Source organism: Aeromonas encheleia (assembly GCF_900637545.1).
Taxonomy (GTDB): Bacteria; Pseudomonadota; Gammaproteobacteria; order Enterobacterales; family Aeromonadaceae; genus Aeromonas; species Aeromonas encheleia.
On record NZ_LR134376.1, the window covers coordinates 3,568,462 to 3,593,583 of the forward strand.

Annotated in this window: 24 protein-coding genes, 1 tRNA gene and 1 other annotated feature; of the genes, 13 read left to right on the plus strand and 12 right to left on the minus strand. The window is 64.4% G+C overall.

Features of this window, described 5'->3' with window-relative positions; all coding sequences use genetic code 11:
- Positions 1-35: 35 nt before the first annotated feature.
- The 5 genes from EL255_RS16430 to EL255_RS16450 all read right to left on the minus strand — a co-directional run bounded on the left by EL255_RS16430 (position 36) and on the right by EL255_RS16450 (position 4,223).
- Positions 36-980, minus strand: coding sequence for a YbgA family protein (locus EL255_RS16430; RefSeq protein ID WP_042654139.1), 945 nt, complete (start codon positions 978-980; stop codon positions 36-38).
- A gap of 168 nt (positions 981-1,148) precedes the next feature.
- Positions 1,149-1,778 (minus strand): outer membrane beta-barrel protein, encoded by a 630-nt coding sequence (locus tag EL255_RS16435; protein WP_042654140.1) that lies wholly within the window; start codon positions 1,776-1,778, stop codon positions 1,149-1,151.
- A 206-nt stretch (positions 1,779-1,984) separates the two neighbouring features.
- Complete coding sequence (locus EL255_RS16440) at positions 1,985-2,533, minus strand: DUF3157 family protein (protein WP_042654141.1); 549 nt, start codon at positions 2,531-2,533, stop codon at positions 1,985-1,987.
- A gap of 102 nt (positions 2,534-2,635) precedes the next feature.
- Positions 2,636-3,508, minus strand: coding sequence for an adenine nucleotide alpha-hydrolase family protein (locus EL255_RS16445; protein ID WP_084228374.1), 873 nt, complete (start codon positions 3,506-3,508; stop codon positions 2,636-2,638).
- A gap of 118 nt (positions 3,509-3,626) precedes the next feature.
- Positions 3,627-4,223: an HAD family hydrolase gene (locus tag EL255_RS16450; protein WP_042654143.1), complete on the minus strand. Its 597-nt coding sequence runs from the start codon at positions 4,221-4,223 to the stop codon at positions 3,627-3,629.
- 168 nt (positions 4,224-4,391) lie between these two features.
- Positions 4,392-4,514: a sequence feature (Phe leader region), on the plus strand.
- A gap of 38 nt (positions 4,515-4,552) precedes the next feature.
- On the opposite strand from EL255_RS16450, the gene pheA reads away from it, so the two are divergent.
- On the plus strand, positions 4,553-5,728 hold the full coding sequence (pheA, locus tag EL255_RS16455; RefSeq protein ID WP_042654144.1) for a prephenate dehydratase: 1,176 nt from the start codon (positions 4,553-4,555) through the stop codon (positions 5,726-5,728).
- 97 nt (positions 5,729-5,825) lie between these two features.
- Here pheA and EL255_RS16460 read toward each other — a convergent pair whose 3' ends face one another.
- Positions 5,826-6,254: an LPP20 family lipoprotein gene (locus EL255_RS16460; protein WP_042654145.1), complete on the minus strand. Its 429-nt coding sequence runs from the start codon at positions 6,252-6,254 to the stop codon at positions 5,826-5,828.
- Between the two features lie 15 nt (positions 6,255-6,269).
- Complete coding sequence (locus EL255_RS16465) at positions 6,270-6,890, minus strand: FlgO family outer membrane protein (protein ID WP_042654146.1); 621 nt, start codon at positions 6,888-6,890, stop codon at positions 6,270-6,272.
- 65 nt (positions 6,891-6,955) lie between these two features.
- On the opposite strand from EL255_RS16465, the gene EL255_RS21405 reads away from it, so the two are divergent.
- The 6 genes from EL255_RS21405 to ppk2 all read left to right on the plus strand — a co-directional run bounded on the left by EL255_RS21405 (position 6,956) and on the right by ppk2 (position 11,138).
- Positions 6,956-7,114, plus strand: coding sequence for a hypothetical protein (locus tag EL255_RS21405; RefSeq protein ID WP_170176016.1), 159 nt, complete (start codon positions 6,956-6,958; stop codon positions 7,112-7,114).
- Positions 7,115-7,232: 118 nt separating this feature from the next.
- The gene (locus EL255_RS16470; RefSeq protein ID WP_042654147.1) at positions 7,233-8,387 is read left to right on the plus strand and encodes a flagellar assembly protein FlgT; all 1,155 of its coding nucleotides are present in this window, start codon (positions 7,233-7,235) and stop codon (positions 8,385-8,387) included.
- Between the two features lie 50 nt (positions 8,388-8,437).
- Positions 8,438-8,514 (plus strand) — tRNA-Arg (locus EL255_RS16475).
- Positions 8,515-8,875: 361 nt separating this feature from the next.
- A complete protein-coding gene (locus EL255_RS16480) occupies positions 8,876-9,631 on the plus strand; it encodes a winged helix-turn-helix domain-containing protein (protein WP_042654148.1) in 756 nt (251 codons plus the stop codon).
- Positions 9,632-9,647: 16 nt separating this feature from the next.
- Complete coding sequence (locus EL255_RS16485; protein ID WP_042654149.1) at positions 9,648-10,148, plus strand: hypothetical protein; 501 nt, start codon at positions 9,648-9,650, stop codon at positions 10,146-10,148.
- Between the two features lie 165 nt (positions 10,149-10,313).
- A complete protein-coding gene (gene ppk2 / locus EL255_RS16490) occupies positions 10,314-11,138 on the plus strand; it encodes a polyphosphate kinase 2 (RefSeq protein ID WP_042654150.1) in 825 nt (274 codons plus the stop codon).
- Between the two features lie 25 nt (positions 11,139-11,163).
- Here the strand turns inward: ppk2 and EL255_RS16495 are convergent, their stop codons facing one another.
- The 5 genes from EL255_RS16495 to rhaB all read right to left on the minus strand — a co-directional run bounded on the left by EL255_RS16495 (position 11,164) and on the right by rhaB (position 17,298).
- Positions 11,164-12,804 (minus strand): SulP family inorganic anion transporter, encoded by a 1,641-nt coding sequence (locus EL255_RS16495; RefSeq protein ID WP_084228375.1) that lies wholly within the window; start codon positions 12,802-12,804, stop codon positions 11,164-11,166.
- A 272-nt stretch (positions 12,805-13,076) separates the two neighbouring features.
- Positions 13,077-13,391: an L-rhamnose mutarotase gene (gene rhaM, locus EL255_RS16500; protein ID WP_033130190.1), complete on the minus strand. Its 315-nt coding sequence runs from the start codon at positions 13,389-13,391 to the stop codon at positions 13,077-13,079.
- 11 nt (positions 13,392-13,402) lie between these two features.
- Positions 13,403-14,431: an L-rhamnose/proton symporter RhaT gene (gene rhaT / locus EL255_RS16505; protein ID WP_042654152.1), complete on the minus strand. Its 1,029-nt coding sequence runs from the start codon at positions 14,429-14,431 to the stop codon at positions 13,403-13,405.
- 126 nt (positions 14,432-14,557) lie between these two features.
- Entirely contained in the window at positions 14,558-15,817 is a 1,260-nt protein-coding gene (locus EL255_RS16510) for an L-rhamnose isomerase (RefSeq protein WP_042654153.1), read from the minus strand.
- Positions 15,814-17,298, minus strand: a complete 1,485-nt coding sequence (gene rhaB, locus EL255_RS16515; protein WP_042654154.1) for a rhamnulokinase — start codon at positions 17,296-17,298, stop codon at positions 15,814-15,816. Before rhaB ends, EL255_RS16510 begins: the two co-directional genes overlap by 4 nt.
- Positions 17,299-17,575: 277 nt before the next feature.
- Here rhaB and EL255_RS16520 point away from each other — a divergent pair, with 277 nt between their 5' ends.
- From EL255_RS16520 to EL255_RS16545, 6 genes are all read left to right on the plus strand, one after another.
- Positions 17,576-18,418, plus strand: coding sequence for a helix-turn-helix domain-containing protein (locus tag EL255_RS16520; protein WP_048823157.1), 843 nt, complete (start codon positions 17,576-17,578; stop codon positions 18,416-18,418).
- Between the two features lie 107 nt (positions 18,419-18,525).
- The gene (locus tag EL255_RS16525) at positions 18,526-19,677 is read left to right on the plus strand and encodes an iron-containing alcohol dehydrogenase (protein WP_042654155.1); all 1,152 of its coding nucleotides are present in this window, start codon (positions 18,526-18,528) and stop codon (positions 19,675-19,677) included.
- Positions 19,678-19,857: 180 nt separating this feature from the next.
- Complete coding sequence (gene rhaD, locus EL255_RS16530; protein WP_042654320.1) at positions 19,858-20,685, plus strand: rhamnulose-1-phosphate aldolase; 828 nt, start codon at positions 19,858-19,860, stop codon at positions 20,683-20,685.
- A 145-nt stretch (positions 20,686-20,830) separates the two neighbouring features.
- Positions 20,831-21,892: a PQQ-dependent sugar dehydrogenase gene (locus EL255_RS16535; protein WP_042654156.1), complete on the plus strand. Its 1,062-nt coding sequence runs from the start codon at positions 20,831-20,833 to the stop codon at positions 21,890-21,892.
- 122 nt (positions 21,893-22,014) lie between these two features.
- Entirely contained in the window at positions 22,015-22,905 is an 891-nt protein-coding gene (locus EL255_RS16540; RefSeq protein ID WP_042654157.1) for a DMT family transporter, read from the plus strand.
- 59 nt (positions 22,906-22,964) lie between these two features.
- Positions 22,965-24,899 (plus strand): methyl-accepting chemotaxis protein, encoded by a 1,935-nt coding sequence (locus tag EL255_RS16545; protein ID WP_042654158.1) that lies wholly within the window; start codon positions 22,965-22,967, stop codon positions 24,897-24,899.
- The last annotated feature ends 223 nt before the right edge of the window (positions 24,900-25,122 follow it).

Consider the following 25,122-nt stretch of genomic DNA (forward strand, 5'->3'; position numbering starts at 1 on the left):
GCGCTGATGCGTATCCGGGGTCGCAGCACAAGGATTCAAAGCCCGTAGCGCAGCTTGAGCGTATCGGGGTGCGGGTTGAGATAGACCTGCTCGGCGAGATAGGCATTGGGATATTCCCGCAGATGGTGGCGGATCAGGGTGAGCGGCACCAGCAACGGAAATATGCCGGTGCGGTACTTGTCGATGGTCTCGGCCAGCTCCTGCTTCTGGGACGAGCTCAGCACCCGCTTGAAGTAGCCCTGCAGGTGCATCAACACATTGGTGTGGCTGCGGCGATTGGCGCGCAGGGTCAGCGCCGCCATCAAGCCCCTTATGTAGCTGTCTGCAACCTCCTGCAGGTTGGCCTTGCCGAGGTTGCCGAGCAGCTTGCCGAGGGTGCGGTAGTGGGTGCTGGCGTGGGAGAGCACCAGATACTTGTAGCGGGAGTGAAAGCGAATGAGGGCGGCGGCGGTAATCCCGCGGGCGCAGAGCTGCTGCCAGTCGTGATAGGCGAAGACCCGCAGCACGAAGTTCTCCCGCAGTATGGGATCGCACAGGCGGCCATCCTCCTCCACCGGCAGCAATGGGTTGGCCGCCATCAACGCCTTGGCAAAGAGGCCTATCCCCTCCTTGGCGCTCCCCTCGTTGTTGGCACCATAGATGCGCACCCGCTCCATGCCGCAGCTGGGGGACTTGGCGCAGAGGATGTAACCGGAGAGGAAATCGAGCTGACGGGCTTTTTGCTCGCTGAAGGCGATGAGCCGCTCGGTGACGTCGAAGCTGCCGTTGCTCGCCTCGGCACGCACCTCCCCATGGCGCTTGACCAGGCGGATGGCGGCACGCGGCGCGCCGAGGCCGATGGCCATCTCGGGGCAAACGGGGTGATAGTCGAAGTGAGCGCCAAGATCCCGTTCGCAGAAGCTGGAGCGCTTGTGGCCCCCGTCAAACCGCACCGCCTGCCCCAGCAGGCAGGCACTGATACCGACCTTGATCTTGTACATGATTTCCACCCTTGTATAAGTATTGAATCAGTTATAGCAGTTATACAAAGGAATGGAAGTTGTATAACTATTAAAGACCGATACGACACAAGGGCGAAAACAGGATCACCGGAAAATGAAAAAGCCCATGACCGGGGCCATGGGCAAAGACACGACAGGATGGAAAAATTAGAAGCTGTACTTCACACCCACGCTGGAGATGGAGCCCTGTTGCAGGTCCCACTTGCGATAGGTGTAGTCGGCGGTAAGGGCCAGGTTCTGGCTCACCTTGTAGGCGGCGCCCACTTTGAAATCGTGCATGTCATCGGTCATGTTGGCGTAGCGATAGCCGGTGGAGAGTTCCATCACTCCCAGGTCGTAGCGCAGACCCACTTCGCCGTACAGGCTGCCGCTCTCCTTGCGGGTGATGTTGTCCCAGCCGGAGTCGTTCACGTCGGCGGCCAGCTCACGCTCCATGCTGTAGCCCATCAGGCCCGCTTCACCGTACAGGTTCAGACCTGAGCTGAGCGGGGTGAACACCCCCATCCCCAGATTGGTGATGGCCATGCTGTCGTTGCCGCTGTTGCGCGAGGTGTATTCGGTGCCCAGACGACCATAGAAGTTGGAACCGAAGCTCTTGGAGAGATCCAGGCTCAGGCCGCCAAAGTCACGGTTGTTGCTGTCCTTGCCACCGACGTAGTCAGACTTGCTGTGAGCCCAGGTAGCGGAGCCCTTGACGTAGCTGAAGGCATCCTGCGCCATGACGGAGGTGGAAGAGAGGCCGGCCAGTACCAGAATAGACAGTGCGACTTTTTGCATTTTGTTGACTCCATAGGTAGAGCTAGTGAGGACCTAGCTGGAATGGAGCCATTGTGACGGCTAGCGGGGACGGTGCCGAGCGGCAAGCTGTTGCCAAACCATTGCAGATGTAAGCAAATATTGCTGGCCGTGACCGGGTTAACAATTGAACGAAAACAGGCTCCGTGATGGAGCCTGTTTTCAGGTGGTGGCCGTGTGGCGAAGAGTCAGCGGAATTCCACTTCGTCGATCTGCACTCGCACCAGCGGCTTGCCGCCGAGGCCCGCGGGGCGAGCCAGCTCGATGGCCCGCGAGGGACGCTGCTCGCCCTTGCGCAGATAGGAGTCGGGCAGGCGGTTCTCGCCGGCCCAGAACCTGACCTCCTGGCTCGTCAGCTGGACGCCTTGCTCGGTGAACAGGGTGATACTGCCGCTGACCCGCACCACGTTGCGACTGCCGCTATTGTTCAGCATGAATTGCAGTTGCAGCGGATCGTCGCCATCGATCTGGGTCAGCTTGACGCCTATACCATCCTTGCTCGCCTGGGAGAGCATGTCCGGATTGGTCAGCGCCTGCTCGGTCAGCACCGGCGCCACCACGGTGCCTGTCGCCACCCTGGTCGTCGCCGCCGGCTTGACCAGCAGATATTCCCAGGTGAAGTCATCGTTGAGCTGAACCTGGCGTCCATCCGGCAGGGTGACCTGGCTGAGGGGGGCGGCCTGGGCCAGCAGGGGAGAGAGACAGAGGGCGACCAGCAGTCGGGACAGGGGCTTCATAGGCTAGTGACTCGATAGAGATGCAGGAGGGCGTCAGTATAGAGAGTCGGGACCCGCTTGCCTATGACCCGACTCACGTAACGGCGCTCTCCCGCCCTGGACTCAGACGGCCAGCTCTTGCGGATCCTCGCCCGGCACCATGTCCAGGGTCACCAGATCGAACTCTGTGCTCTGCAGGGCCTTGAGGATGCTGGCCTGCATGTCGAAGGCCCGCGCCCGCATGCGCTGGGGGACCCGCACCCTGGCCAGGGTGGTCACCCGATCCGCCAGGGTGTGGAAGAACACCTGTACCCCATCCAGCCCCATGTCGGCCAGCATCTCCTCGGCCATGTCCACCATCCGCAGGTGATCCCGGTCGAGGGAGTCGGGATCGGCGAAGCGGCTGCTCAGGCAGCCGTTGCCGCCATGACCCCAGAGATCCAGCCGCCGCTTGTTGAAGCCGTAGCGAAAATCGCGATCCGTCATGCCCTGCTCGGCGAAACACCAGAGCGTGTTGGCCGGCAGGCTGCCGAAGTGGTGCAGATAGCGCAACTGCTCCTCGGCAGAGGCGGGCAACAGGATCGGCTGATGACCCCAGTTGCTCTCCAGCGCCGTCAGCTGACAGACGTAACGGATGGGATCGATCGCCTTGCCAGAACGGCCGGGGGCGTTGCAGATGAGGATCTCGTCGGTCTTGAGCACCTTGTGCTCTATGCCGTAATGGCGGCAGTAGCGCTTGGCCCGGGCGACCGCCTGGCGGCTGAGGGTCGGGCTGTCCAGGGTGATGGCCCGGATCCTGGCCCCGCTGGCGCGGCACAGATCCATGCTGTAACAGGACGCCAGCCGGCCGGAGAAGGAGACGATCAGTTCGCCATGACCGGCCAGGGTCTCGATGAGCAGCTGTTCCCTGGCCTGAAAGGTCTGATCGTATCCCCGATTCAGCACGACAACATTGGCATCCATGACAACAGCTCCGGATGGTGAATTGGCTGCCATTTTGTCGTTTTAAAGCTGAATAGACCCTTAAAGGATGCGGATAAAACCGTGTTTTATTTCATCAGGCCTCTAACGGAGCCTGCCTGAGTCGAGCGCGGATCCCCACGCGCTACCCGGCTCAGCCGGGCAGCCATCCCTGCTCGACCAGCGTCCGGCGGCACTGGGCTGCGTCGAGAAATACCAGGCCCCGGATGCCGAGCGCCTCGGCGGCGGCCACGTTAGCCGGGCTGTCATCGATAAACAGGCAGTCCCCTGCCTGCAAGTCGAACGACACCAGCAGGTAGCGGTAGATGTCCGGCTCGGGCTTCATCATCCGCACCCGCGCCGACACCACCTTGCCGCTGAAGCAGCGCCAGAACGCGTGTTGCTCCAGCCAGTCGATGCTGGCATGGCCCATGTTGGAGAGCGCATAGAGCACCTGACCGGCGGCGTGCAGCTCCTCGATCAGCGTCAGCATGGCGGGATCCGGCAGCAGGGAGGCCGGCACCGCCTGCAAGATGGCGAGGTTGTCGGCGGCCGACAGGCCGGTGCGCGCCTCGGCCTGACGCGCCATGGTATGCAGGGAGAGGGTACCCCGATCAACCTCCAGCCAGTCGGGATGATTGAACAGCCGATCGGCCAGCGCCTCGGCATCGTCGGGCCCTCTCACCCTGCGCACTATGCCCACCGGATCCCAGCTCACCACCACCCGTCCCAGATCGAAGATAATCGCCATCGTCACCCGCTCCTGATATCCGTCCTCACCATAGACAGGACCAACATGACGCTGATCACCGCCTCTGGCCCGTGCCAATTACCCTGCCCCGTTCGCCGCCCCCGGGCAAGTTTTACTTGCATCCGGCGACCAAATCCCTTAATGGTTATGACGTTACATTCAGGACTAGATCATGCACACACCATTCTTCATTGTTTTCTCGTTTATCCGGCCCACTTGAGGGAAGGCCCTGTCGTCGCATCAACAGAAACCAAAGACGAATCGAGCCTCCCCTAGCGGAGGCTTTTTTTTGCAGCTACCACCACAGATTACTTGGATAGGGAACCACAATGGCAACGCTCGACGAGATCAGACACGACATTACCCAGTTGGATCAGGAGCTGCTCGCCCTGCTGGCCAAGCGCAAGACCCTCAGCATCGAGGTCGCCCGCGCCAAGCAGGCCAACCCGCGTCCCATCCGCGACACCCAGCGTGAGCAGGATCTGCTGGTCGCCCTGATCCAGCAGGGCCGGCCCCTCGGGCTGGATGCCCAGTACATCACCCGCCTCTATCACACCATCATCGAAGACTCTGTGCTCTCCCAGCAGGCTTATCTGCAGAGCCTGCTCAACCCCGAGCAGCAGGAGCCCATGACCAGCGTCGCCTACCTGGGCCCGCGCGGTTCCTACTCCAGCCTGGCGGCGCGCAAGTACCTGGCCCGCTACAAGGATCAGGTGATCGAGGTGAACTGCCAGAATTTCCGCGAGGTGCTGGATTCGGTGGAATCGGGCCGCGCCGCCTTCGGGGTGCTGCCCATCGAGAACACCAGCTCGGGTTCCATCAACGAGGTGTATGACGTGATGCAGCACACCACCCTCTCCATCGTCGGTGAGCTGACCTACCCCATAGAGCACTGCATCCTCACCGCGGTCCCGACCGAACTCGCCCGCATCAAGACCTTCTACGCCCACCCGCAAGTGTTCCAGCAGTGCTCCCACTACCTGAGCAAGCTGGAAGGCGCCCGCCACGAGATCTGTGACTCCTCCTCCAGCGCCATGATGAAGGTCAAGGAGCTGGCGAGCCCGGAGGCCGCCGCCATCGGCAGTGCCGCCGGAGGTGAACTCTATGGGCTGGATGTGCTGGCCGAGCAGCTCGCCAACCAGAAGGAGAACTACAGCCGCTTCATCGTGGTGGCGCGCAAGCCCATCGACGTGGCGCCCCAGATCCCGGCCAAGACCACCCTCATCATGTCCACCTCCCAGAAGCCGGGTTCCCTGGTGGAGGCGCTGCTGGTGCTGCGCAGCCACGACATCAACATGACCAAGCTGGAGTCCCGTCCGGTGCAGGGCAATCCCTGGGAGGAGATGTTCTATCTGGATGTCTCCGCCAACCTGCAGACCCCCGACATGCAGGCGGCCCTGGTGGAGCTGACCAAGATCACCCGCTACATCAAGGTGCTGGGCTGCTATCCGAGCGAAGACGTCAAGCCGACCACGGTGCCACCGGTGCTGCTGGGCAACCAGTGATGCGCGGCTGAGGCCCCTCGCCCCCGAGATAGACAAAAGGCGAACCCTGGGTTCGCCTTTTTGCTGTCACGCTGCGGGCCGCGTCCGGCCACTCATCTCAAAACTGGTCAGCCATCAGCTGATTGATGTTATAGAGGGTGCGGGTATCGAGCTCCATCTCGGTCGCATAAGTATTGCCACGAGGATAGGTCGCCACCACCCGGGCACCGCGCACCATGCCGGCCACCGACACATCAAGCGCGTTGGACGTCTGGGTCAGGTCCTTGTAGCTGCTATGGGCTTTGACTTGCTGACCATTGAGCTGCTCCGCCAGTTCGCGGTAGGCATCCATCTTGGACGCGCGGATAGCCTGCAGCATCTTTTCTGACTGGGTCGGCCCCGGCTGGATGTTGATCACCGCATAGCCGACCGCCTTGAGCACCGGAAAGTCGTCGGGCTTCCCCCCTGTCCCGTAATCCACCACGTAGTTATCGCTGGCGCACGCCGTCAGCAGCAGGGCCAGCAGGCCACCAAACAGGACTTTCATTGCATTCACTCCTTGTCAGGGGGTCAGATTGACCAGGTGGCCGCTGGTGCTGGCCTGGCTGCCGCGCATCAGGTAACCCCGATTGACCGAGGCCCGGCCGAACGAATTGCTGGCACCGGACAGATATTGTTGCGGGATCAGGCTCTGGGCCGTGGTCTCCACCATCTTGGTGCGCAGATCGATGATGCGGGCGTTGACCAGGATCCCCTGCGAGTTGCGGCTGAAGGTGCCGGTCAGGATGCGGGAGATCGGCAAACGGGAGGAGAGATCCCGGTAGTTGCGGCTCATCACGAAGTCACCCTGCTGCGTCACCTGAATGTTGCCCGTGGTCTTGAAGTCCACCACCACTTCCCCGCGCCGGTTGAGCTCATGAATAAAGCTCTCCTCGATCTGCAGCCCCATCCAGTTCGTATTCTTCAGGGTATCGAGATCGACGAAGGAGGCGACGGCGATGGGCTCGGTCACCGTCGTGGTGGACTTGCGCTGCATCAGTTGCTCGGTCATGCGGGCCACCAGCCAGTTGAGCTCCATGCCTGGCGCAGCCTGGGGATCCCCCTTTTGCCGATTAATGGGGTCGGCGGAGCCACAGCCGGCCAGGGCCAGCACGAGCGCCAACGCCGTGATAAATCTGTTCATGGATACCTATCCTGTATCTACACCTGACCTGTTATCGGTCGCGGCGGCCAACACTTGAGGCTGGAATGCGCCTGACAGCCCGTCATCGCGCTGCTACCAGCCTGGACCCGCCCCGCTGGCCGCCCCCCCACCCCATGATGAGAGTGCGCCAGCCGCCGGAATGCCAGGGATCCTGCCACCTCTCCTCCACCGGCACGGACAGGAACGGCGGAGAGCTGGAATGAGGCATGGATCTTGCTTTTATTTGCACCATGGGTGCAAACCGACCAGTGTCATGCTGCGTATCGGCCGCTGGCGTCAACTCGGAGGCCTTTGCCGGTCCGTCTATTCAAGGTGTCTGTTATGAAAGTTCCGCTGCTGTTAACCCTGCTGCTGGTCAGCCTGTCGGCCCGGGCCGAGATCATCGAGGCCCAGGGCAGCGCCGCCATTCTCGGTGGCGACGAGGCCTATGCTCGCGAGCAGGCGACCCGGGATGCACTGCGCCAGGCCCTGCTGGCGAGCGGCGCGGCCGTCTCCAGCATCCAGCGCCTGGAAAATGGCAGCCTGCGCTCGGAGCAGATCCAGATCCGCTCCGGCGGCGACATCCGTCAGTATCGGCTCAAACGGGAAGAGGTGCGCAACGGCCGCATGTACATCACGATCAAGGCTGACATCCAGGCGGAACGCCAGATCTGCCAGACCCAGCACTACGCCAAAGATTTGACGCTGGTCAGGCTGCGGCTGCGCTATCCGGATCAGGCCAGCACCGGCGCCCTCGATGACATGCCGGCCGATCTCTCCCGTCACCTGTTCGAGACCCTGGCCGGCACGCCGCAGGGAGTGGTTGCCCGTCAGTGGCTGGACGAGAATCTGCGTATCGATCCGCTCCATCTGCAACAGGGGGATCGCAGCGCCCTCGAGGAGATCAAGGCACTCAGCCTGCGCACCGACAGCCAGTATCTAGTGCTCGGCAGCATAGATGACCTATCCCTCGAACCCCAGGGCAATCAGCTGACCAGCTGGTACCAGGATCCCATCCGCAACTTCCGCATGCAGCTCTACCTGTTCGATGGCATCAACGGCAGCCTGCTCAGCCGCAAGGAATACCAGGGGCGCGCCAACTGGACCTTCTCCAAACGGGAGCAGGTAGGCAGCAACAGCGGCCAATTCTGGCAGTCCAGCTACGGCCAGGAGGTGAACTACCAGCTGCAGGAGGCGGCGCAGGAGATCGTCTCCCAACTGAGCTGTGCCCCGGTCACCGCCCGGGTGGTGGGCCAGCACGAGCGCGGCCCCCATATCAACCTCGGCCGCCGCAACGGCGTCCGGCTCGGGGATCAGTTCCGCATCCAGCACAGCGCCGACTTCGTCGACCCCTATGGCAAGTCCCGCATGATGCGCAACCCGGCCGACGGCCTGTTCGAGGTGGTGCAGGTGTTCGAGGATGGCGCCGTCATCAGCAGCCAGAACAAATATTCGCCGTTTAACGTCCAAGTCGGCGATCTGGCCCTATTGGAATAGGAATCAAGGGTTTAAAAGAGTGCGGCTTCTTGTATAATGCCCGCCACAAGGTTCCCGTAGCTCAGTTGGATAGAGCGGTCCCCTCCTAAGGGACAGGCCACTGGTTCGACTCCAGTCGGGAACACCATACAAGACAAGGGGTTGGCATCATCAGATGCCAACCCCTTGTCGTTTTTAACACCCACTCTGTACCCAGCCCCGGGGATTGGCCAGGCCTGCCGGCGGTGGCGGGCGTGACTCCCCCACGGCCATCCGGGTGCCCGCTCGCCCATTCCCTGATTTCGGTCAACGACGCCCCCGGATCGCACAAGTAATCTGCCTCGCCCCGATCGGCATGGCGCACGCCGTGCCGTCTGCGGGAATGGTTTGGCACCGGCGCCTAGCGCCGCCAACCCGGGCGGCTATTTCCAAAACCATGTTCAAATGACATGCTCACCACACGCCATGGCCCGCAAAGCTGAGATGGCCACCCGACAGGAGTCGTTGATATGCAGGATGAGACGGAGGCAGGCAGCATCTCTGCCTACCAGTTCGGCAACTATCGCTTCGATGTGAACAGGCGGGAACTCAGCCTGTGCGCCGATCCGGCCTCTCCCCAGCCCCTGAGTTCGGCCCGGCTCTCCTGCGCCGAGGCCCTGATCCTGGCGTACCTGCTGGATCACCACGACGAGATCTGTGACAAGGAGACCCTGCTCGCCGCCGGCTGGCAGGGACGCCCCATCAGCCCCAACTCCCTGAACGTCGCCATCGCCAACATCAGGCGCCATCTGCTCCCCTCGCCCCGCTGCGCCGAGATCCGAAGCACGGCGCGCAAGGGCTATGCGCTGCACCTTGGCGGCCCGCTGAGCCACATCGGCGGCAAGCAGGAGCCGGCCCAGGTGCCGCAGCCAGAGCTAGCCGGGTCCCAGGTACCGCCCCAACCGGCGGAGCCGGCGTGGCACTCCCCCTCTGCCCGACCCCTCTGGCAACGCGGCAAGCGGCTCTGGCTGAGCTGCCTCGATCGGCTGCAGCAAACGAGGACCCTGTGCTATGTCAATCTGGCCCTGCTGCTGTGCCTCCTGCTGGCCGCGGGCCTGTTGCGCTTCGAGTGGCTGGGGGTGCGCTGCGAGCAGGCCGCCGGCCACAGCCTCTGCCAGATGGAGGCCAAGGACAGCCCTGCGGCCATGTCCCCCGGCACCCTGACCCTGATCTCGGGTCACCGGGTGCTGACACTCTCATACCATGAACTGGACAAGGAGTTCTGATGCCCCGGGTGGAACCATGAAACGCACGCTGCGCAATGCCCTGCTGCTGTCGCCCCTGCTGCTGCTCCTGCTCTGCACGGGCGGGCTCGTCATCAACAGCTTCGGCTGCCATTACGATCTGAAGATGTCGGCCAACGGCGTCAACTATCATGGCATCTGTCGCTGGGGCAAGATGACCGTCATCCAGGAGGAGCTGGCCAGCGGTGAGGTGTGGCGCGTCACCGGCTTCCAGCTCACCTTTCTCAATCAGCTGATCTACCTGATCGACAGCCGTACCCAGCTGCACGCCTCCGGCAAGAAGGATTCCTACCTCAACGAATACAACCAGTTGCAGTCGGAATACGCGCTGGTCAACTACGCCTGGGTGCCCCTCACCGAGAACAAGATAGCCCTGTTCCAGCGGGATCCGGTGCACGATGTGGTGATTGCCCAGCGCGACGGCTGGTTCGATCTCTATCGCTGGTGGTTCCCCCCCACACCTATCCTGGCGCCGCCCACCCGGGATCCCTCGCACTGACCCGCACTAGCCTCGGCTAGTCATCCCGGGGCTATGGCATAAGGGACAAGATTGACACTCAACGGCCAGGCCTGTCACGGCGGATTCAGTCATGTACACTCTTGAAGTGAGTCGTCGATGACGAGACGACCATTCTTCATTGGCTCGCATCAAGAGAAGGGAATCATGGCTAGCAAAAAAAAATCCAAACCTGAACAGCCGGTACTGGCCGAGGAGCTCAAGGCGCTCGGCACCAAGGAGTACGAGAAGGAGCTGCGGCGCCTGCACGTGGAGCTGGTGAAGCTGCAGCAGTGGGTGGTGCACAAGGGGCTCAAGGTGTGCATCGTATTCGAGGGACGCGACGGCGCCGGCAAGGGCGGCACCATCAAGGCCATCACCGAGCGGGTCAGCCCGCGGGTGTTCAGGGTCGTGGCCCTGCCCGCCCCCACCGAGCGGGAGAAGAGCCAGCTCTATGTCCAGCGTTACGTCCCCCATCTGCCCGCCGCCGGCGAGGTCGTCATCTTCGATCGCAGCTGGTACAACAGGGCGGGGGTGGAGCGGATCATGGGCTTCTGCACCCCGGAGGCGAGCGACAAGTTCCTGGCCAGCACGCCGCAGATGGAGTGGTCCATGGTCGATTCGGGCATCATCTTGCTGAAATACTGGCTGGAGGTGAGCCCGGAGGAGCAGGAGCGCCGGTTGCGGGATCGCATCGACGATGGTCGCAAGACCTGGAAACTCTCGCCGATGGACATCAAGTCATTCGATCGCTGGGATGACTACACCGAGGCGCGGGATGCCATGTTTGTCGCCACCGACACCAGTTGGGCCCCCTGGTTCGTGGCCCGCTCCGAGGACAAGAAGCGGGTGCGGCTCAACATCATCTCCCACCTGCTGACCCATATCCCCTACGAGGAGCTGCCGGCCGAACCGGTCAAGCTGCCCAAGCGCAAGATCGGCAAGGTCAAGCCCACCGACCACCCGTTCCGCTTCATCCCAGAACCCTTCTGATCAGCCGCAAGGGGTGAGCCAAGGCTCACCCCTTGCCCTGTTGATATTGGCGGATCGCCGCCCTGGCGTTGAACAGCATGCGGCCGGCCCCCAGCTGGCTGGCCAGACCGCAGCGGCGCACGTTCTCCAGCACCCCGGGATTGAGCCCGGCCAGCCAGAGGTTGACCCCCCTGGCGCGCGCATGCTGCTCCCCCTCCATCAGCATCATCAGCGCCGAGTACTCCACATCCTGCACCCGGCTCATGTCCAGCACCACCACCTCGGGCTGGTGGGTCTCGATCAGCTGGCGGATCTGGGCGGCCACATACTGCACATTGATGAAGAACAGGCGCCCCTCCGGCCGCAGGATCAGCAGGCCCGGGATCGTCTCGTCATCGGGGTGGCGCTCGGCGAGCGGGCGCAGCACATCCTCCCCCGGCTTGCGGCCAATCACATAGACCTGGGGCTGCGCCGTCTGGCTGGCGAGCCCCAGCAGGGAGGCCAGGATCGCCACCACTATCCCCTGCAGGGTGCCAAACAGCAGCACCCCCAGGCAGGCGATGGCGGCCCAGCGGAACTCCATCATGCGGATCTGCCCTATCTTGCGAAACTCCCCCGGCTGGATGAGACCCACCGAGTAGACGATGACCACCACCGCCAGGGTGGCGTTCGGCAACCAGGACAGCAGGGGGGCGAGGAAGATCATGGTGGCCAGCGCCATCGCGGCCGTGACGGCGGAGGCCCACTGGCTCAGCCCCCCGACGGAGCGGACCACCGCGGTCTGGGAGGTGCCGCCCCCCGCCGGCATGCTGCCGCAGAAGGCGCCGCCCAGGTTGGCCAGCCCGGTGGCCACCAGCTCGCGGTTCGGATTGATCTCGGGCTCCCCCTCCCCCACGAAGGCCCGGCCGGCGGCTATGGTCTCGGTGAAGCTCATCAGCGCTATCCCCGCAGCCCCCGGCAGCAGCTGCAGCACCAGCTCCAGATCCGGCATCGTCAGGCTGGGCAGGCCGGTGGGAATGGCCCCGACGATGGCGACCCCTGCCTCGTTCAAGCCCCAGCCCCACACCAGCGCTATGCCGATGCCCACCCCCAGCAAGGGAGCCGGGGAGTGTGGGAAACGCCACTCCATGAACACCAGCACCACCAGGGTGACGAGGGCGACCCCCAGCGTCAGCCAGGAGGTCTCGGGCAAGGCCTGCCCCAGGTGGTAGAGATCCATGAAGAAGTTCTCCTTCTGGATGTGCACCCCGAACAACTTGGGCAGCTGATCGAGGATGATGACCAGCCCGATGCCGCTCTTGAACCCCACCAGCACCGGCAGGGAGATGAAGTTCGCCACGAAGCCGAGCCGCAGCACCGCCGCCAGCATCAGCATGGCCCCCACCAGCAGGGTCAGGGTGGCCGTCACAATGAGCAGCTGGCCGGGATCGCCATCCGGCACCACCACCCCGAGCTGGGTCGCGGTCAGGATCGCCAGGGTGCTGGTGGAGCTGACGCTGAGCACCCGGGAAGAGCCCAGCAGGGCGTAGAGCAACATGGGAACGAAGGCGGTGTAGAGACCGATCGCCACCGGCAGACCGGCCACGGTGGCATAGGCCATGGCCTTGGGCAGCACGACCGCCGACGCGGTGACGCCGGCCAGCAGATCGGACAGGGAGCGCCTTGGCGCCGACGCGGGTGATGACATCATATCCTCCATGATCGCTGGCCTGATCGGGCCCTGATGTTGCAACGGCGCTCAAAGAGGCCCGTTGCCAACCGACGGCCATAGCCGCTCGCCTGGGCGTGCCGACTATGTCTCGTCATACCATGAAGTGTACGCGCCCCGCCTTGCGCCGGGCTGAATGCCTCGAGATAGGTGACGGGCGCGCCGCAGTAGCCGACGCCTGAGCCGCCACAACGAAACACGGGACGCTCGCGCGTCCCGTTCCAATCAGGATGAACCCTGCTCCTGTCGCGTCACGGCAGGCAGAAGACCGAGACCAGCTCCCGGCTGATCGGGCTGTCATCCGGGTGGGAGGGCATGAGGCTCTTCATGTAGCCCCACCACTCCCGGCAGATGGCGGTGTCCGCCACCGCCTCCCAGCGTGCCTCGTCCTCTATCTCGACGTAGGCAAACAGCTGGCAGCTCTTGGAGTCGAGAAAGATGCTGTAGTTGCTGGCCCCATGTGCCTTCAGGGTCTCGGCCAGGGCTGGCCAGATCTCATCGTGACGACGGCGGTATTCCGTCTCGCAGCCGGGGTGAACCGACATCAGAAATGCCTTGCGGATCATCTTGTCGCTCCTCACGCCATGCCCATGCCAACCAGGTTGGCGGCCCCGACGATCACCAGCATGCCGATGCAGAGAATGCGCACCGGGCGCGTCCCTACCCCTTTCCATTCCGCCATCAGCAACCCCACGATCCCACCGCAGAGCACGTAGCCGCTCATGTGCAGCATCCAGTTCACGAAGGAGAGGTGCTCGGGAATGCTCGCCTCACCCCAGGCATAGAAGAAGAACTGCAGGTACCACATGATGCCACCGGTAGCGGCCAGCAGGCCGTTGATCAGCAGGCTCGGCAGTGGCTGGGCCAGATCCTTGCGCAGCGACAGCTCGGGGCGGGTGGCCAGGCGGATGAAGCAGAAGGCCATGTTCACTATGGCACCGCCGCCCATGATGATGCCGTAGCTCGGCAGCATGGCATAGAGAGGGTCTATGCCCAGCGCCAGCGAGGCCTGCTTGATGGGGGCTGCCGCCTCCAGCCCGAAGGCGAAGCCCGACGAGAAGATGCCGCACATGACCGCGAGGCCGAGCCCCTTCCTCAGGTTGAACTCCTTGGTCGCCGTGCCCAGGCTCTGCTCCTTCTGGTGACCGGCCCAAGTCACGATGCCGATGCCGACCAGGGCGACCAGCACTCCCGACAGGGTGATCTGGCCGCTGGAGGTGCCGATCAGGGTGCCAAACTCGCCACGCAGAATGGGGGGCATCAGGGTGCCGACCACCAGAGTGACCCCGATGGCGATGCCGATGCCGAGGGACATGCCGAGGTAGCGCATGGTGAGGCCATAGTTGACGTTGCCAACGCCCCACATGGCGCCGAACAGGAACATGCCCCAGAACGCCTTGCTGTCCACCACGCTGTAGAAGGAGGCGAAGTCCTCGATCAGCAGGGAGGTGACGAACCAGGGCAGCAGGATCCAGGAGAAGAGGCCGGCCAGGGCCCAGGTCGTCTCCCACGACCATTTCTTGACCTTGCTGAGGGGGGCATAGAAGGAGGCGGCGGAGGCGGCGCCAACCAGGTGCCAACCGATTCCTGATGCGATAGCAGACATAAGATCTTCCTTGTATGGGTACGATTGTGTTGCGGCTGACCGCCGGGGGAAAGCGTTCCGGCGGGCTACCGAGCTGTTTTTGTTGTTTTTATGACACCCGGCACAGGCCGGGTGCCTGATGCCCCATCAGCGACGCGCCGACAGCACCTCGGTCTCATAACCCTTGACCACCGCCAGCCAGTCGGTACCGACCGGTACCCCTTCCTGAGCACAGGCATAGTCCCAGACCGCCTGCCAGGGCAGGCTGCGGGTCTCTTCCATCAGGGCGAGACGGGTGGCGTAATCCCCCTGCTGCTCGGCCTGACGCAGCAGGGCTATGGGTTCGATCAGGGCGCGCAGCAGCGCCTTCTTCATGTTGCGGGTGCCGATGACCCAGGCCGCGATGCGGTTGATGGAGGCATCGAAAAAGTCGAGCCCGACATGCACCCGTGCCAGCAGATCGTTGCGCACTATCTCGTTGGCGATGGCCTGGGTCTCGTCGTCCAGCAGCACCACGTGGTCGCTGTCCCAGCGCACCGGGCGGCTGACGTGCAGCAGCAGGTGGCGGACGAACAGGGAGGCCGCGCTGATCTTGTCGCTGATGACCTCGGTGGGGTGGAAGTGGCCGGCATCCAGGCAGAGCGCGATGTCGCGGGAGCTGGCATAGCCCAGGTAGAACTCGTTCGAGCCGACGGTATAGGACTCGGCACCTATGCCGAACAGCTTGCTCTCCACCGCATCGATGTGATGGGCCTCGTCCAGCGGCTCGGCCAGCACCTCGTCCAGGGCGGCCATCAGGCGTTGGCGGGGCCCCAGCCGGTCGGCAGGCAGATCCTTCATGCCGTCCGGGATCCAGATGTTCATCACCGAGGGGGTACCCAGCGCCTGGCCGAAGGAGGCGGAGACGCGGCGGCTGGCCTTGCAGTGATCGATCCAGAAGCGGCGGATCTCGGGATCCGGGTGCGCCAGTGTCATGCCATCGGCACTCAGCGGGTGAGAGAAGCAGCTGGGGTTGAAGTCGAGCCCAATCCCCTTCGCATTGGCCCAGTTCACCCAGTTGGCGAAGTGCTTCGGCTCTATCTGGTCGCGCGCCACCGGGACCTCGGACTCCAGGTAGATGGCGTGCAGGTTGAGGCGTTTGGCCCCGGGGATCAGCGACATCGCCAGGTCGAGATCCCGTCGCAGCTCGGTGGCGTTGCGGGCCTTGCCCGGGTAGTTGCCGGTCGCCTGGATGCCGCCGGTCAGATCGCCGGCCTCGGCCTCGAAGCCACCGACGTCATCCCCCTGCCAGCAGTGCATGGAGACGGGAATGGTGGCCAGGGTCGCCAGCGCCTGGTCGACGTCGACGCCGAGCGCGGCATATTGCTGTTTGGCCAGGGCGAAGGCGGTTTCAATATTCGGGTTCATACAACTTCCTCGATTAAGGTATCTGAATGGCTGTGCGCACAGAGCGCGGCAAAGTGTTTCCGGTGGCGATCCAGCTGCGGGATCTCACAGGGTTCCAGGGTTTCGATGCGGGTGTTGTGGCGGATCAGCCGGCGCACGTCCGCCAGATCCTGCAAGAGGCCCAGCCCCTTGAGCTGCCAGCCGATGTTGCCGAGCGCCGAGGCCTCCACCGGCCCGGTCAGCACGGTGCGCTGGCAGATGTCGGCGCAGAGGCGGTTGAGCAGTTGATTCTGGGAGCCCCCCCCGACGATGTGCAGTGTCGTGATGGGCTCGCCGGTGACGGCCTCCAGCTCGCCAAGCACCCGGTCGTAGCAGAGCGCCAGGCTGTCCAGCACGCAGCGCACCAGCTCCCCCGCCGTCTGCGGCCTGCCCTGCCCCGTCTCCTGACAGAACTGCTGGATCGCCGTACGCATGCAGGGGGGATTGAGGAAGCGCTCATCGTTGGGGTGGATGAGGTAGGCGAAGGGCATGGCCTGCTCGGCCTGTGCCACCAGGGTGGCGAAGCTCTGGCTGGGCCACAGTGCCTGCAGCCGCTGCACCAGCCAGAGCCCCATGACGTTCTTGAGCAGACGCCAGGTGCCCTCCACCCCCCCTTCGTTGGTCAGGTTGGCCGCCTCTGCGGCCTCGTCGGTGATAGGGGCCTGGCGCTCGACCCCGACCAGTGACCAGGTGCCGGAGCTGATGTAGGCGGCCCCACTCCCGGCCAGCGGGGTGGCGACTATGGCCGAGCCGGTGTCGTGGGTCGCGGGCAGGATGACGCTGACCTGATGGCCGGAGGGGCTGGTCCAGTGCCCCAGCCGGGTGCCGGGGGCCGTGATGGGTTGCAGCCAGTTGGCCCCCTCCCCGATCAGCGCCAGCAGATCGGGATCCCAGTCACGGCTGCGGGCGTTGACCAGCTGGCTGGTGGAGGCATTGGTGAATTCGCAGCTCAGCTCGCCGCTCAGGCGGTAGTGCAGGTAGTCCGGGATCAGCAGCAGGCGAGCGGCCTGGGCCAGCCAGGCCGGCTGCTCGTCAAGCAGCGCCCGGACCTGGTACAGGCTGTTGAATTTCAGAAACTGGATGCCGCTGCGGCGGTAGATGGCCTCCCGTGGCAACTGCTGCCACAGCCGCTCCGGCACGCCGTCGGTGCGATCGTCGCGATAGGCCACCGCCTCGCCGAGCATCTTGCCGGCCGCATCCAGCAGCACGAAGTCGACGCCCCAGGCGTCGATGCCGACCGCGTCGAGTCGCACACCGGCGGCATCGATTTTTTCCAGCCCGTGCAGAATGTTGGAGAAGAGGCGCTCCGGCTCCCAGCAATCCTGCCCGTCGATCTGCACCATGCCGTTGGCGAAGCGGTGCATCTCCTGCATGGCGATATCTTGTGTGACCGGATCATAGCGGGCCCATATTACTCGCCCGCTGGAGGCACCCAAATCCACTGCTGCAATATTGACTGACATCGAATCGACTCCATAATTCTCGATGTCGTCACTTTATGTTTCTGAATTATTCACCACCTTTCTCCCAAGGCCATAAAAAAGGAACGACTGGCATAAAAATCGAGAAAGTCCGTTGCCGATATAAAACTGTGAGTCAGTTCAAATTTAATTTCCATGGCAGGAAACAATTGAAGCTGGCCGTTAAATAAATAACGGATAACTGTGAAAGGCCTCACGGAAAACACTCTGCCAATTTGACCCTGCGCCCTCTATGCGCGTATTCACTGAGCATCCCTTCATGAAGAGTCCGATCATGTTTCGTCTGCAGCAGACCGACTTCTTTGACCAGAACCGGATCATCAGCGTGTTACCGCGTGCCCCTCAGGAGCCCTTCCCGGAGCACTGCCATTCGTTTCATGAATTGGTGCTGATCAAGTCTGGCTGCGCCATCCACATCACGGACGGCAGTGCGGTACACATCAGCCGGGGCAGCGTGTTCTACCTGCGGGAGGACGATGCCCACATGTTCGATCAGATGAAGGATCTCTGCCTGACCAATGTGCTGTTCCGGCCAGAAGGATTCCACCTTGCCGGCGATCTGGAGCAGATGCTGCAGACCAGCTGCCACCCGGGGAGCGGGGTGCTGCGCCTGCCCGCCCATCTGCAGGCCCATAGCGAGACCCTGCTGGGCCAGATAGCGCAGGAGAGCGATCGGCGGGATGCCTGCTCTCCGGTGATGATCGAGGCCCTGTTCAGCCAGCTGGCGGTGCTGCTCTGGCGCACCCAGCAGCGCGCCCTGACCGGCGAGCAGGGGGAGGCCGATCAGGCGCGGCTATCGTCCCTCATCAGCTATCTCGATGAAAATTATCGGGAAGAGATCGACTGGAGTGAATTATCCGAGCGCTTCACCATTCCGCTGCGCACCCTGAATCGGAAAATACAGGAACACACGGGTTTGACGCCCAATAACTATCTTGGCCGGCTCAGATTATGCCGCGCCTCCTGGTTGCTCAGTCATACCGAAAAATCCGTGACCGAGATCGCGTTCGAAAGCGGATTCAATGATGGAAATTATTTCTCGAGCAAGTTTCATCATGTATTTGAAGCAACCCCACTGCAATATCGAAAGCGCTATAAATAATCTTCAACTCACTGCCAATATATTATTTATGCTGGCTGTCTCTTCAAGGTCATCCGCCCTGACAGGCTTAATATCTCCCTAATTTCATTCCCAAGGAGATATTGATCATGAGCTTCACACTCTGTCTGCCCCAACTCAGCCTCTCGGGCCGCGGCGCCATCCAGGATCTGGTCGTGCTGATGAGCCAGCAACCCGCCCGCCGACCACTGATAGTGACCGAGCAGGCGCTGCTGACGTTCGGCCTGCTGGATGCTCTGCTCGCCGCCTTGCGCGATCAGGGGTTCAACCCGGTGATCTTCGACGGCGTCCTGGCCAACCCGACCGACAGGGTCGTCGAGGCGGCGCTGGCGAGCTGGCAGGAGGGAGGTTGTGATGCCCTCATCGGCTTTGGCGGCGGCAGCGCCATGGATACCGCCAAGGCGATCCGCGCCCTGGTGGCCAACCCCGGCAAGCCGATCCATGCGTTCGAGGGGATCGGCAAGGTCGTCCACCGCGGCCCCTTCATGGCGTGCGTCAGCACCACCTCGGGCACGGCCGCCGAGGTGACCAGCAACGCGGTGATCACCGACACCGGGCGCAAGGTGAAGATGGTCATCATAGATCCGGCCCTGATCCCCGAGGTGGCGGTCAACGATCCTACCCTGATGACAGGGCTGCCGGCCGCCGTGACCGCCGCCACCGGCATGGACGCACTGACCCATGCCATCGAGGCCTATGTCTCCATCGGTGCCCACGTGCTGACCGATCACTCGGCCCTCGCCGCTATCCGCTTGATCGCCGAATACCTGCCGCAGGCGGTGGCAGACGGCCAGGATCTCACCGCACGCGAGATGATGGCGCACGGCCAGTTCCTCGCCGGCATGGCGTTCAACAGCGCCGGGCTCGGCTATGTGCACTCGTTGGCCCACCAGCCGGGCGCCACCCATAACCTGCCCCACGGCGTCTGCAATGCCATCCTGCTGCCGGTGGTCTGCGCGTTCAACCTGCAGGTCAGGACGGCGCGTTTCGCCGAGATAGCGGCCGCCATGGGAGTCGACACCGGCGCCCTGAGCGAGGAGGCCGCAGCCCACGCCGCCATCGAGGCCATCCGGGCGCTCTCCAGCCGGGTCGGCATCCCCTCCGGCCTGCGTGAGCTCGGCATCCGGCCAGAGGATCTGCCGGGCTGGGTCGATGCAGCCGAAGCTGACCCCTGCTCCGGCTGCGCGCCGAGACCGGCCAGCAAGGCCGAGCTGCTGGCGCTCTATCAGGCCGCCTTCTGAGCCGAGCCTCTAGCCAATCGCACCCACTACGCCGCCTGCCCAGGGCGGCGTTTTTACAGCCCATTTCCCGCTTCTTGAAAATCCGGCCAACTCCTCCCCGGCCTTGGCTGCCTCGTTGAGGCCCGCCCCACCAGCCCCCGCTACAGTGGCTCCAGCTTCACAATGCGAGTAGAGGGAATGATGCAGCAGATTGAATTCAATGCGGCCGTGCTGGCTGAAATCGAGAAGGTGGTCGAGGTGTCCGCCTACCTGTGGCAACGGGAGTGGGCCGAGCGCAATGGCGGCAACATCTCGGTCGATCTCACCGACATCTTCGGGCCGGCGCCGACCGATCTGAGCGGCTATCCCCACTGCCCGCTCTCCATGGTGGGCGGCGAGGGGGCCTTCCCGGCCGACAGCGCCGGTCACCTGTTCTTCGTCAAGGGCACCGGCGAGCGGATCCGCGAGCTGCGCAACCCGGATCTCGCGGGCTGTGTCTTGCGGATCGATGACGAGGCCCGCGGCTATCACATCCTGTGGGGCGGCCGCGGCCTGCACGACTACCGGCCGACCAGCGAGTTCATCTCCCACGTGGAGATCATCATGGACAAGCAACGCCGGGGCGCCGCCGACCGCTGCGTGGTCCACACCCACCCGCTGGAGCTGATCGCCCTCTCCCACCATCCGCATTACGCCCGCGACAGCGCGTCCTACACCCATGCCTGCTGGAAGATGCTGCCGGAGGTGCGCGCCTTCGTGCCCCGCGGCATCGCAGTGGTGCCCTACTGCATGCCCGGCAGCCAGACCATGGCGGACGGCACCACCGCCGCCCTGCGTCAGCATGATGTGGCGATCTGGGAGAAGCACGGCGCCGTGGCCACCGGCATCGATGCGCTGATGGCATTCGACTTCGTCGACGTAGCGAACAAGGGCGCCAAGCTGCACCTGATGTGCCTCGCCAGCGGCTTCGAACCTGAAGGGGTCAGCGCGCGGGACATGCAGGAGCTGCAGGAGACGTTCGGCCTCTAAGCGTCAGCCGACAGTGTCAACGCCTAAGCCCCTGCCCGCGCAGGGGCTTGTTGTTTCCGACTCTTTGCAACCTCCCTCCCTATACTTCAGCGACCATCCCCGCTGGCCCGCCCGGCATCCAGCCATTCGAGAGAGGAGAAGTCCCTTGTTGCGACTGCTTGCACTGCTGCTGATCTGCCTGGTGACCCCGGTACGGGCGCTGACCCTGGTGCCGCTGGTGGACGGGCTGGCCCACCCCTGGGGGCTGGCCTTCCTGCCCGAGGGGGAGCTGCTGATCAGCGAGCGCCCCGGCCGCCTGCTGCGCATCGACGCCAAAGGCCAGCGCCACGTCATCGCCGGCCTGCCGCCCATCGCCAACGCGGGCCAGGGCGGCCTGCTCGATCTCGCCCTGGACCAGGAGGGCTGGCTCTATCTGAGCTACAGCGAGCCCGGCGAGGGGGGCGCCGGCACCGCCGTGGCCAGGGCCCGGCTGCAGAAAGACAGCCTGGTCGACTGGCAACTGCTGTTTCGTCAGGTGCCCAAGGTCGCCGGCGGCGCCCACTTCGGCTCCCGCCTGCTGTTGACCGATGACGGCTACCTCTACATCACCCTGGGGGATCGCTTCACCGAGCGGGAGCGGGCCCAGAGCCTGGACAACCACCTCGGCAAGACGGTGCGCCTGCACCGGGATGGCCGGGTACCCGTCGACAATCCTTTCGTCAAGGAGCCGGGCGCCCTGCCCGAGATCTGGAGCCTGGGCCATCGCAACATGCAGGGGGCGGCGCTGCGCCCCGGCAGCCAGCAGTTCTGGGCCCACGAGCACGGCCCCCAGGGCGGGGATGAGGTCAACCTCATCCTGCCCGGCCACAACTACGGCTGGCCCAAGGTGACCTTCGGCGAGGAGTATGGCGGTGGCAAGATAGGCTCGGGCACGGCGGCGGCGGGCATGGTGCCACCGCTCTGGGTCTGGGTTCCCTCCATCGCCCCCTCGGGCATGACCTTCTATCGGGGCGAGCTGTTCAAGGCATGGCGGGGGGATCTGTTCGTCGGCGCCCTGCGTGGCCAGGCCCTGTTGCGCCTGCGCCTGGCGGGGGACAAGATCCTCTCGGAGGAGCGGCTGCTGACCGATCTCGGGGAAAGGATCCGCACCGTCAAGGAGGGGCCGGACGGTGCCCTTTATCTATTGACCGATGCCGGCAACGGCCGCCTGCTCAAGCTGATCCCATGACGATGGAAGCTGGGCCGAGCACTAGGGGTTATCGGCAAGGCGCGCCTAAGAGGCCGCAGCCAAGGGAGGGCCAGTCTGCTAGACTGGCCCTCTTTTTCGTTCATCTTGCAAAGGAGTGTCGGATGTCTGCTGTTTCCTGGTGGGACAAGTCCACCGGACTGGCCCTGGTCACCATACTGCTGTGGGCCTCGCTCGCGGCGCTCACCTCCCGGATCACCAGCGTCTCGCCGCTGGTGCTGGTGGGGCTGGTGCTGTTCTTCTGCGGCGCGGGCGCCCTGCCGTTCTGGCGCCAGTGGCGGGCCCGCCCCGTCACCTGGCTGGTGACCATCACGGCCCTGCTGCTCTACCACCTGCTGCTGTTCATGAGCTTTCGCCACGCCCCCGTGCTGGAGGCGAACCTTATCAACTACCTGTGGCCGCTGTGCATCATCCTGTTCACGCCGCTGCTGCTGCCGGGCCATCCGCTGCATCCGCGTCACCTGCTGGCCGGGGCGCTCGGCCTCGCCGGCTCCGTGCTGGTGATGGTCGATGGCAAGCTGCAACTGCAGCAGACCCACCTGACCGGTTACCTGCTGGCGCTCGGCGCCGCCATCGTCTGGGGCGCCTACTCCGTGCTCTCCCGTCGCCTGCCCCCCGCCCCCGCCGTGGTCACGGCCGCCGCCTGCCTGCCCGCCGGGCTGCTGGCGCTGCTGCTCGCCTGGGGGCTGGAGGGGCCGCTACCGCTCGACCAGATCCCGCAGGCGGACTGGCTGCTCATCGTGGGGCTGGCGCTCGGCCCCATGGGGGCGGCCTTCGTCACCTGGTACCTGGCGCTGCGGGACGGGGATCCGCGCCGCATCGGCGCGCTGGCCTATCTGACGCCACTCTTGAGCACCCTGCTGCTGGTCTGGCTCAACGGCGAGCAGCTCACCCCGCGCCATCTGCTGGCGGGGGCCCTCATCATGGGCGGCGCCCTGCTCGGCCTGCTGGCCCGCGCCCCCAAGGCTGGCAAGGCCCCCGCCCCCCTGTCATAAAAACGCCATCACTCCTGCTTAAGCTCCAGCCCATCGCGTGGTTCAAGCAGGAATCTGATGTGAAAATAGCCCATTACGCCACCCTCTCCTCCCTCGTTCTGCTGCTGGTCGCCGGCGTGCAAGCCGCCGCCCTGTTTCATGGTTGGCAGCGACTCCAGCAGACCGAGCAAGCCCAGCGACAGCACGAGCGCCTGCAGCAACAACTGACCGGCCCGCTGCAGGGCAAGTTGCGCGACTACCTCGACAGCGGCGATCCGCTGCGCCTGGCCGAAGCCCAGGGGATCCGCAAGCAGGCACTCGGCCAGCTGGCGCGGCAGGAGGCGTCACCGAGCACCCCGCTGCGCGCCCTGCTCGAGCGGATGGGCACACGCATCGACGGCGATTACCTGGCGGCGGGCAAGCTCTCCGGCAACCGCGAGTGGCTGCTGCAAAATGCCGAGAACGAGCTGACCGCCCACGCCAAGGCCCTGCTGCGCTATGGCCAGCAGGGCGCGGCTGGGGCGGATCCTGCCAGCGCCGATCGATACCGCCAGGGAGCGGCCGACATACTGGCGAGCCTGCCGGGACTGGCCCACCTGCGCCAGAACTACATGGCGCAGGCCAGTCCCACGCTGCTGACCGGATTGCAGTTCGAGCTGGCCGCCCTGCAAAAACAGGCGGACAGCCTGACCAGGCTGCCGCCGCTCGGGCTGTTTGAGGAGGCGCCGGCCGACGACTTCAGCCTGGGGGAGCCGGTGCGCCATGAGCTTGGCGAGCAGCCGCGCCGCGAGCTGGTCTCCCTGCTCAAGCGCTACCCGCAGGAGCTGGACAACAGCCGCAAGGCGCTGCAGCAGCAACAGGCTGCCCGCCAGAGGGTGCAGCAGGACATAGATCAGTTGCTGCAGGCCGGCAGCCAGATGGGGGAGCGGCTCGCCGCCGCCCGTCAGGATGTGAACCGGGAGCTCGCCACCATCCTCGGCTCCCTGGCGCTCTGCCTGGTAGGGGTGGCCCTGCTGTTTGCGCTGGTGCAACGGCGCTGGCTGGTCAGGCCCCTGTTGCAGCTGCGCGGCGCCTTCCTGCAACTCGATGCCACCGGCGAGGCACAGCTGCTGCCGGCGGGGCGCGAGCGCAACGAGCTGGGGGACATAGTCGCGAGCTACAACCGCCTGATCCTGCGCCTGCAGCAGGATCAGCAACAGAAGGCGATCCAGCTGTCGAGCGTCTCCCTGAGCCTGCAGGAGATGGTGGATCAGGTGCAGGAGATCCATCACAGCACCCGCACCACGGAGCAGGTGGTGGACGAGAGCGACAGCATGATGAACGAGCTGAACCAGCTCGCCAGCGAGGTACACCTGGTGGCCGCCGAGATAGCGCAGCACGCCCAGCACAACGAACACTCCATGAGCCAGAGCGAGCGGCTGGTGGGGGGCATGCTGGCCGCCACCGCCCAGACCGGCCTCGCCATCGACGAGAGCAGTGGCGCCCTGGTGCAGCTCAAGCGCTCGGTGGACGACGTGACCGCCATCGTCGATGTCATCGGCCACATCGCCCAGCAGACCAACCTGCTGGCGCTCAATGCCGCCATCGAGGCGGCCCGCGCCGGCGAGCAGGGACGCGGTTTCGCGGTGGTCGCCGACGAGGTTCGCCACCTGTCGGCCGACACCCAGCGCTCCCTCGGCCAGATCACCGAGATCCTGGCTCGCCTCACCCAGGCGGGGGATCAGCTCGCGACCGTGCTGAGCCGCATCACCAGCGAGGCCAGCGGCCAGCGCCAGCAGGCCGAGCAGCTGCGCCAGACCACCCAGACGGTGCGGGAGATGGCGCGCAGCACCGCCGTCATCGCCCTGCAGGGGGCCAGCAACGCCAGGAGCCAGGAGCACCGGCTGGCCAGCTTCGCCACCCTGATCGGCCGCATCAGCCAGCACGCCCGCCAGGGCAGCCAGCTCTCGGTGCAGGTGTCGCAACACATTCACCACCAGGCCCAGCAGATCCCCCGCATCCTGGGTCAGGCTTGATCGGGTCATCAGGGTTTGGGTCTATCCCGGCATAGGCCCGGCCAGCCACATCCATCCAGACCTGATTTAAGGCGCCAACCCGAGCCGCGCCCCGTGCGGCTCGGGCCTGCGCTCCCCCTTGCAGCAGGCTTGCTCGCCCATGTCCAAGCCCAGCCCGCACCTCCCATCCGAGCCCGATCCGATCCCCTCGCAAATGGGCGCATAACGACACCCTTCGATCACC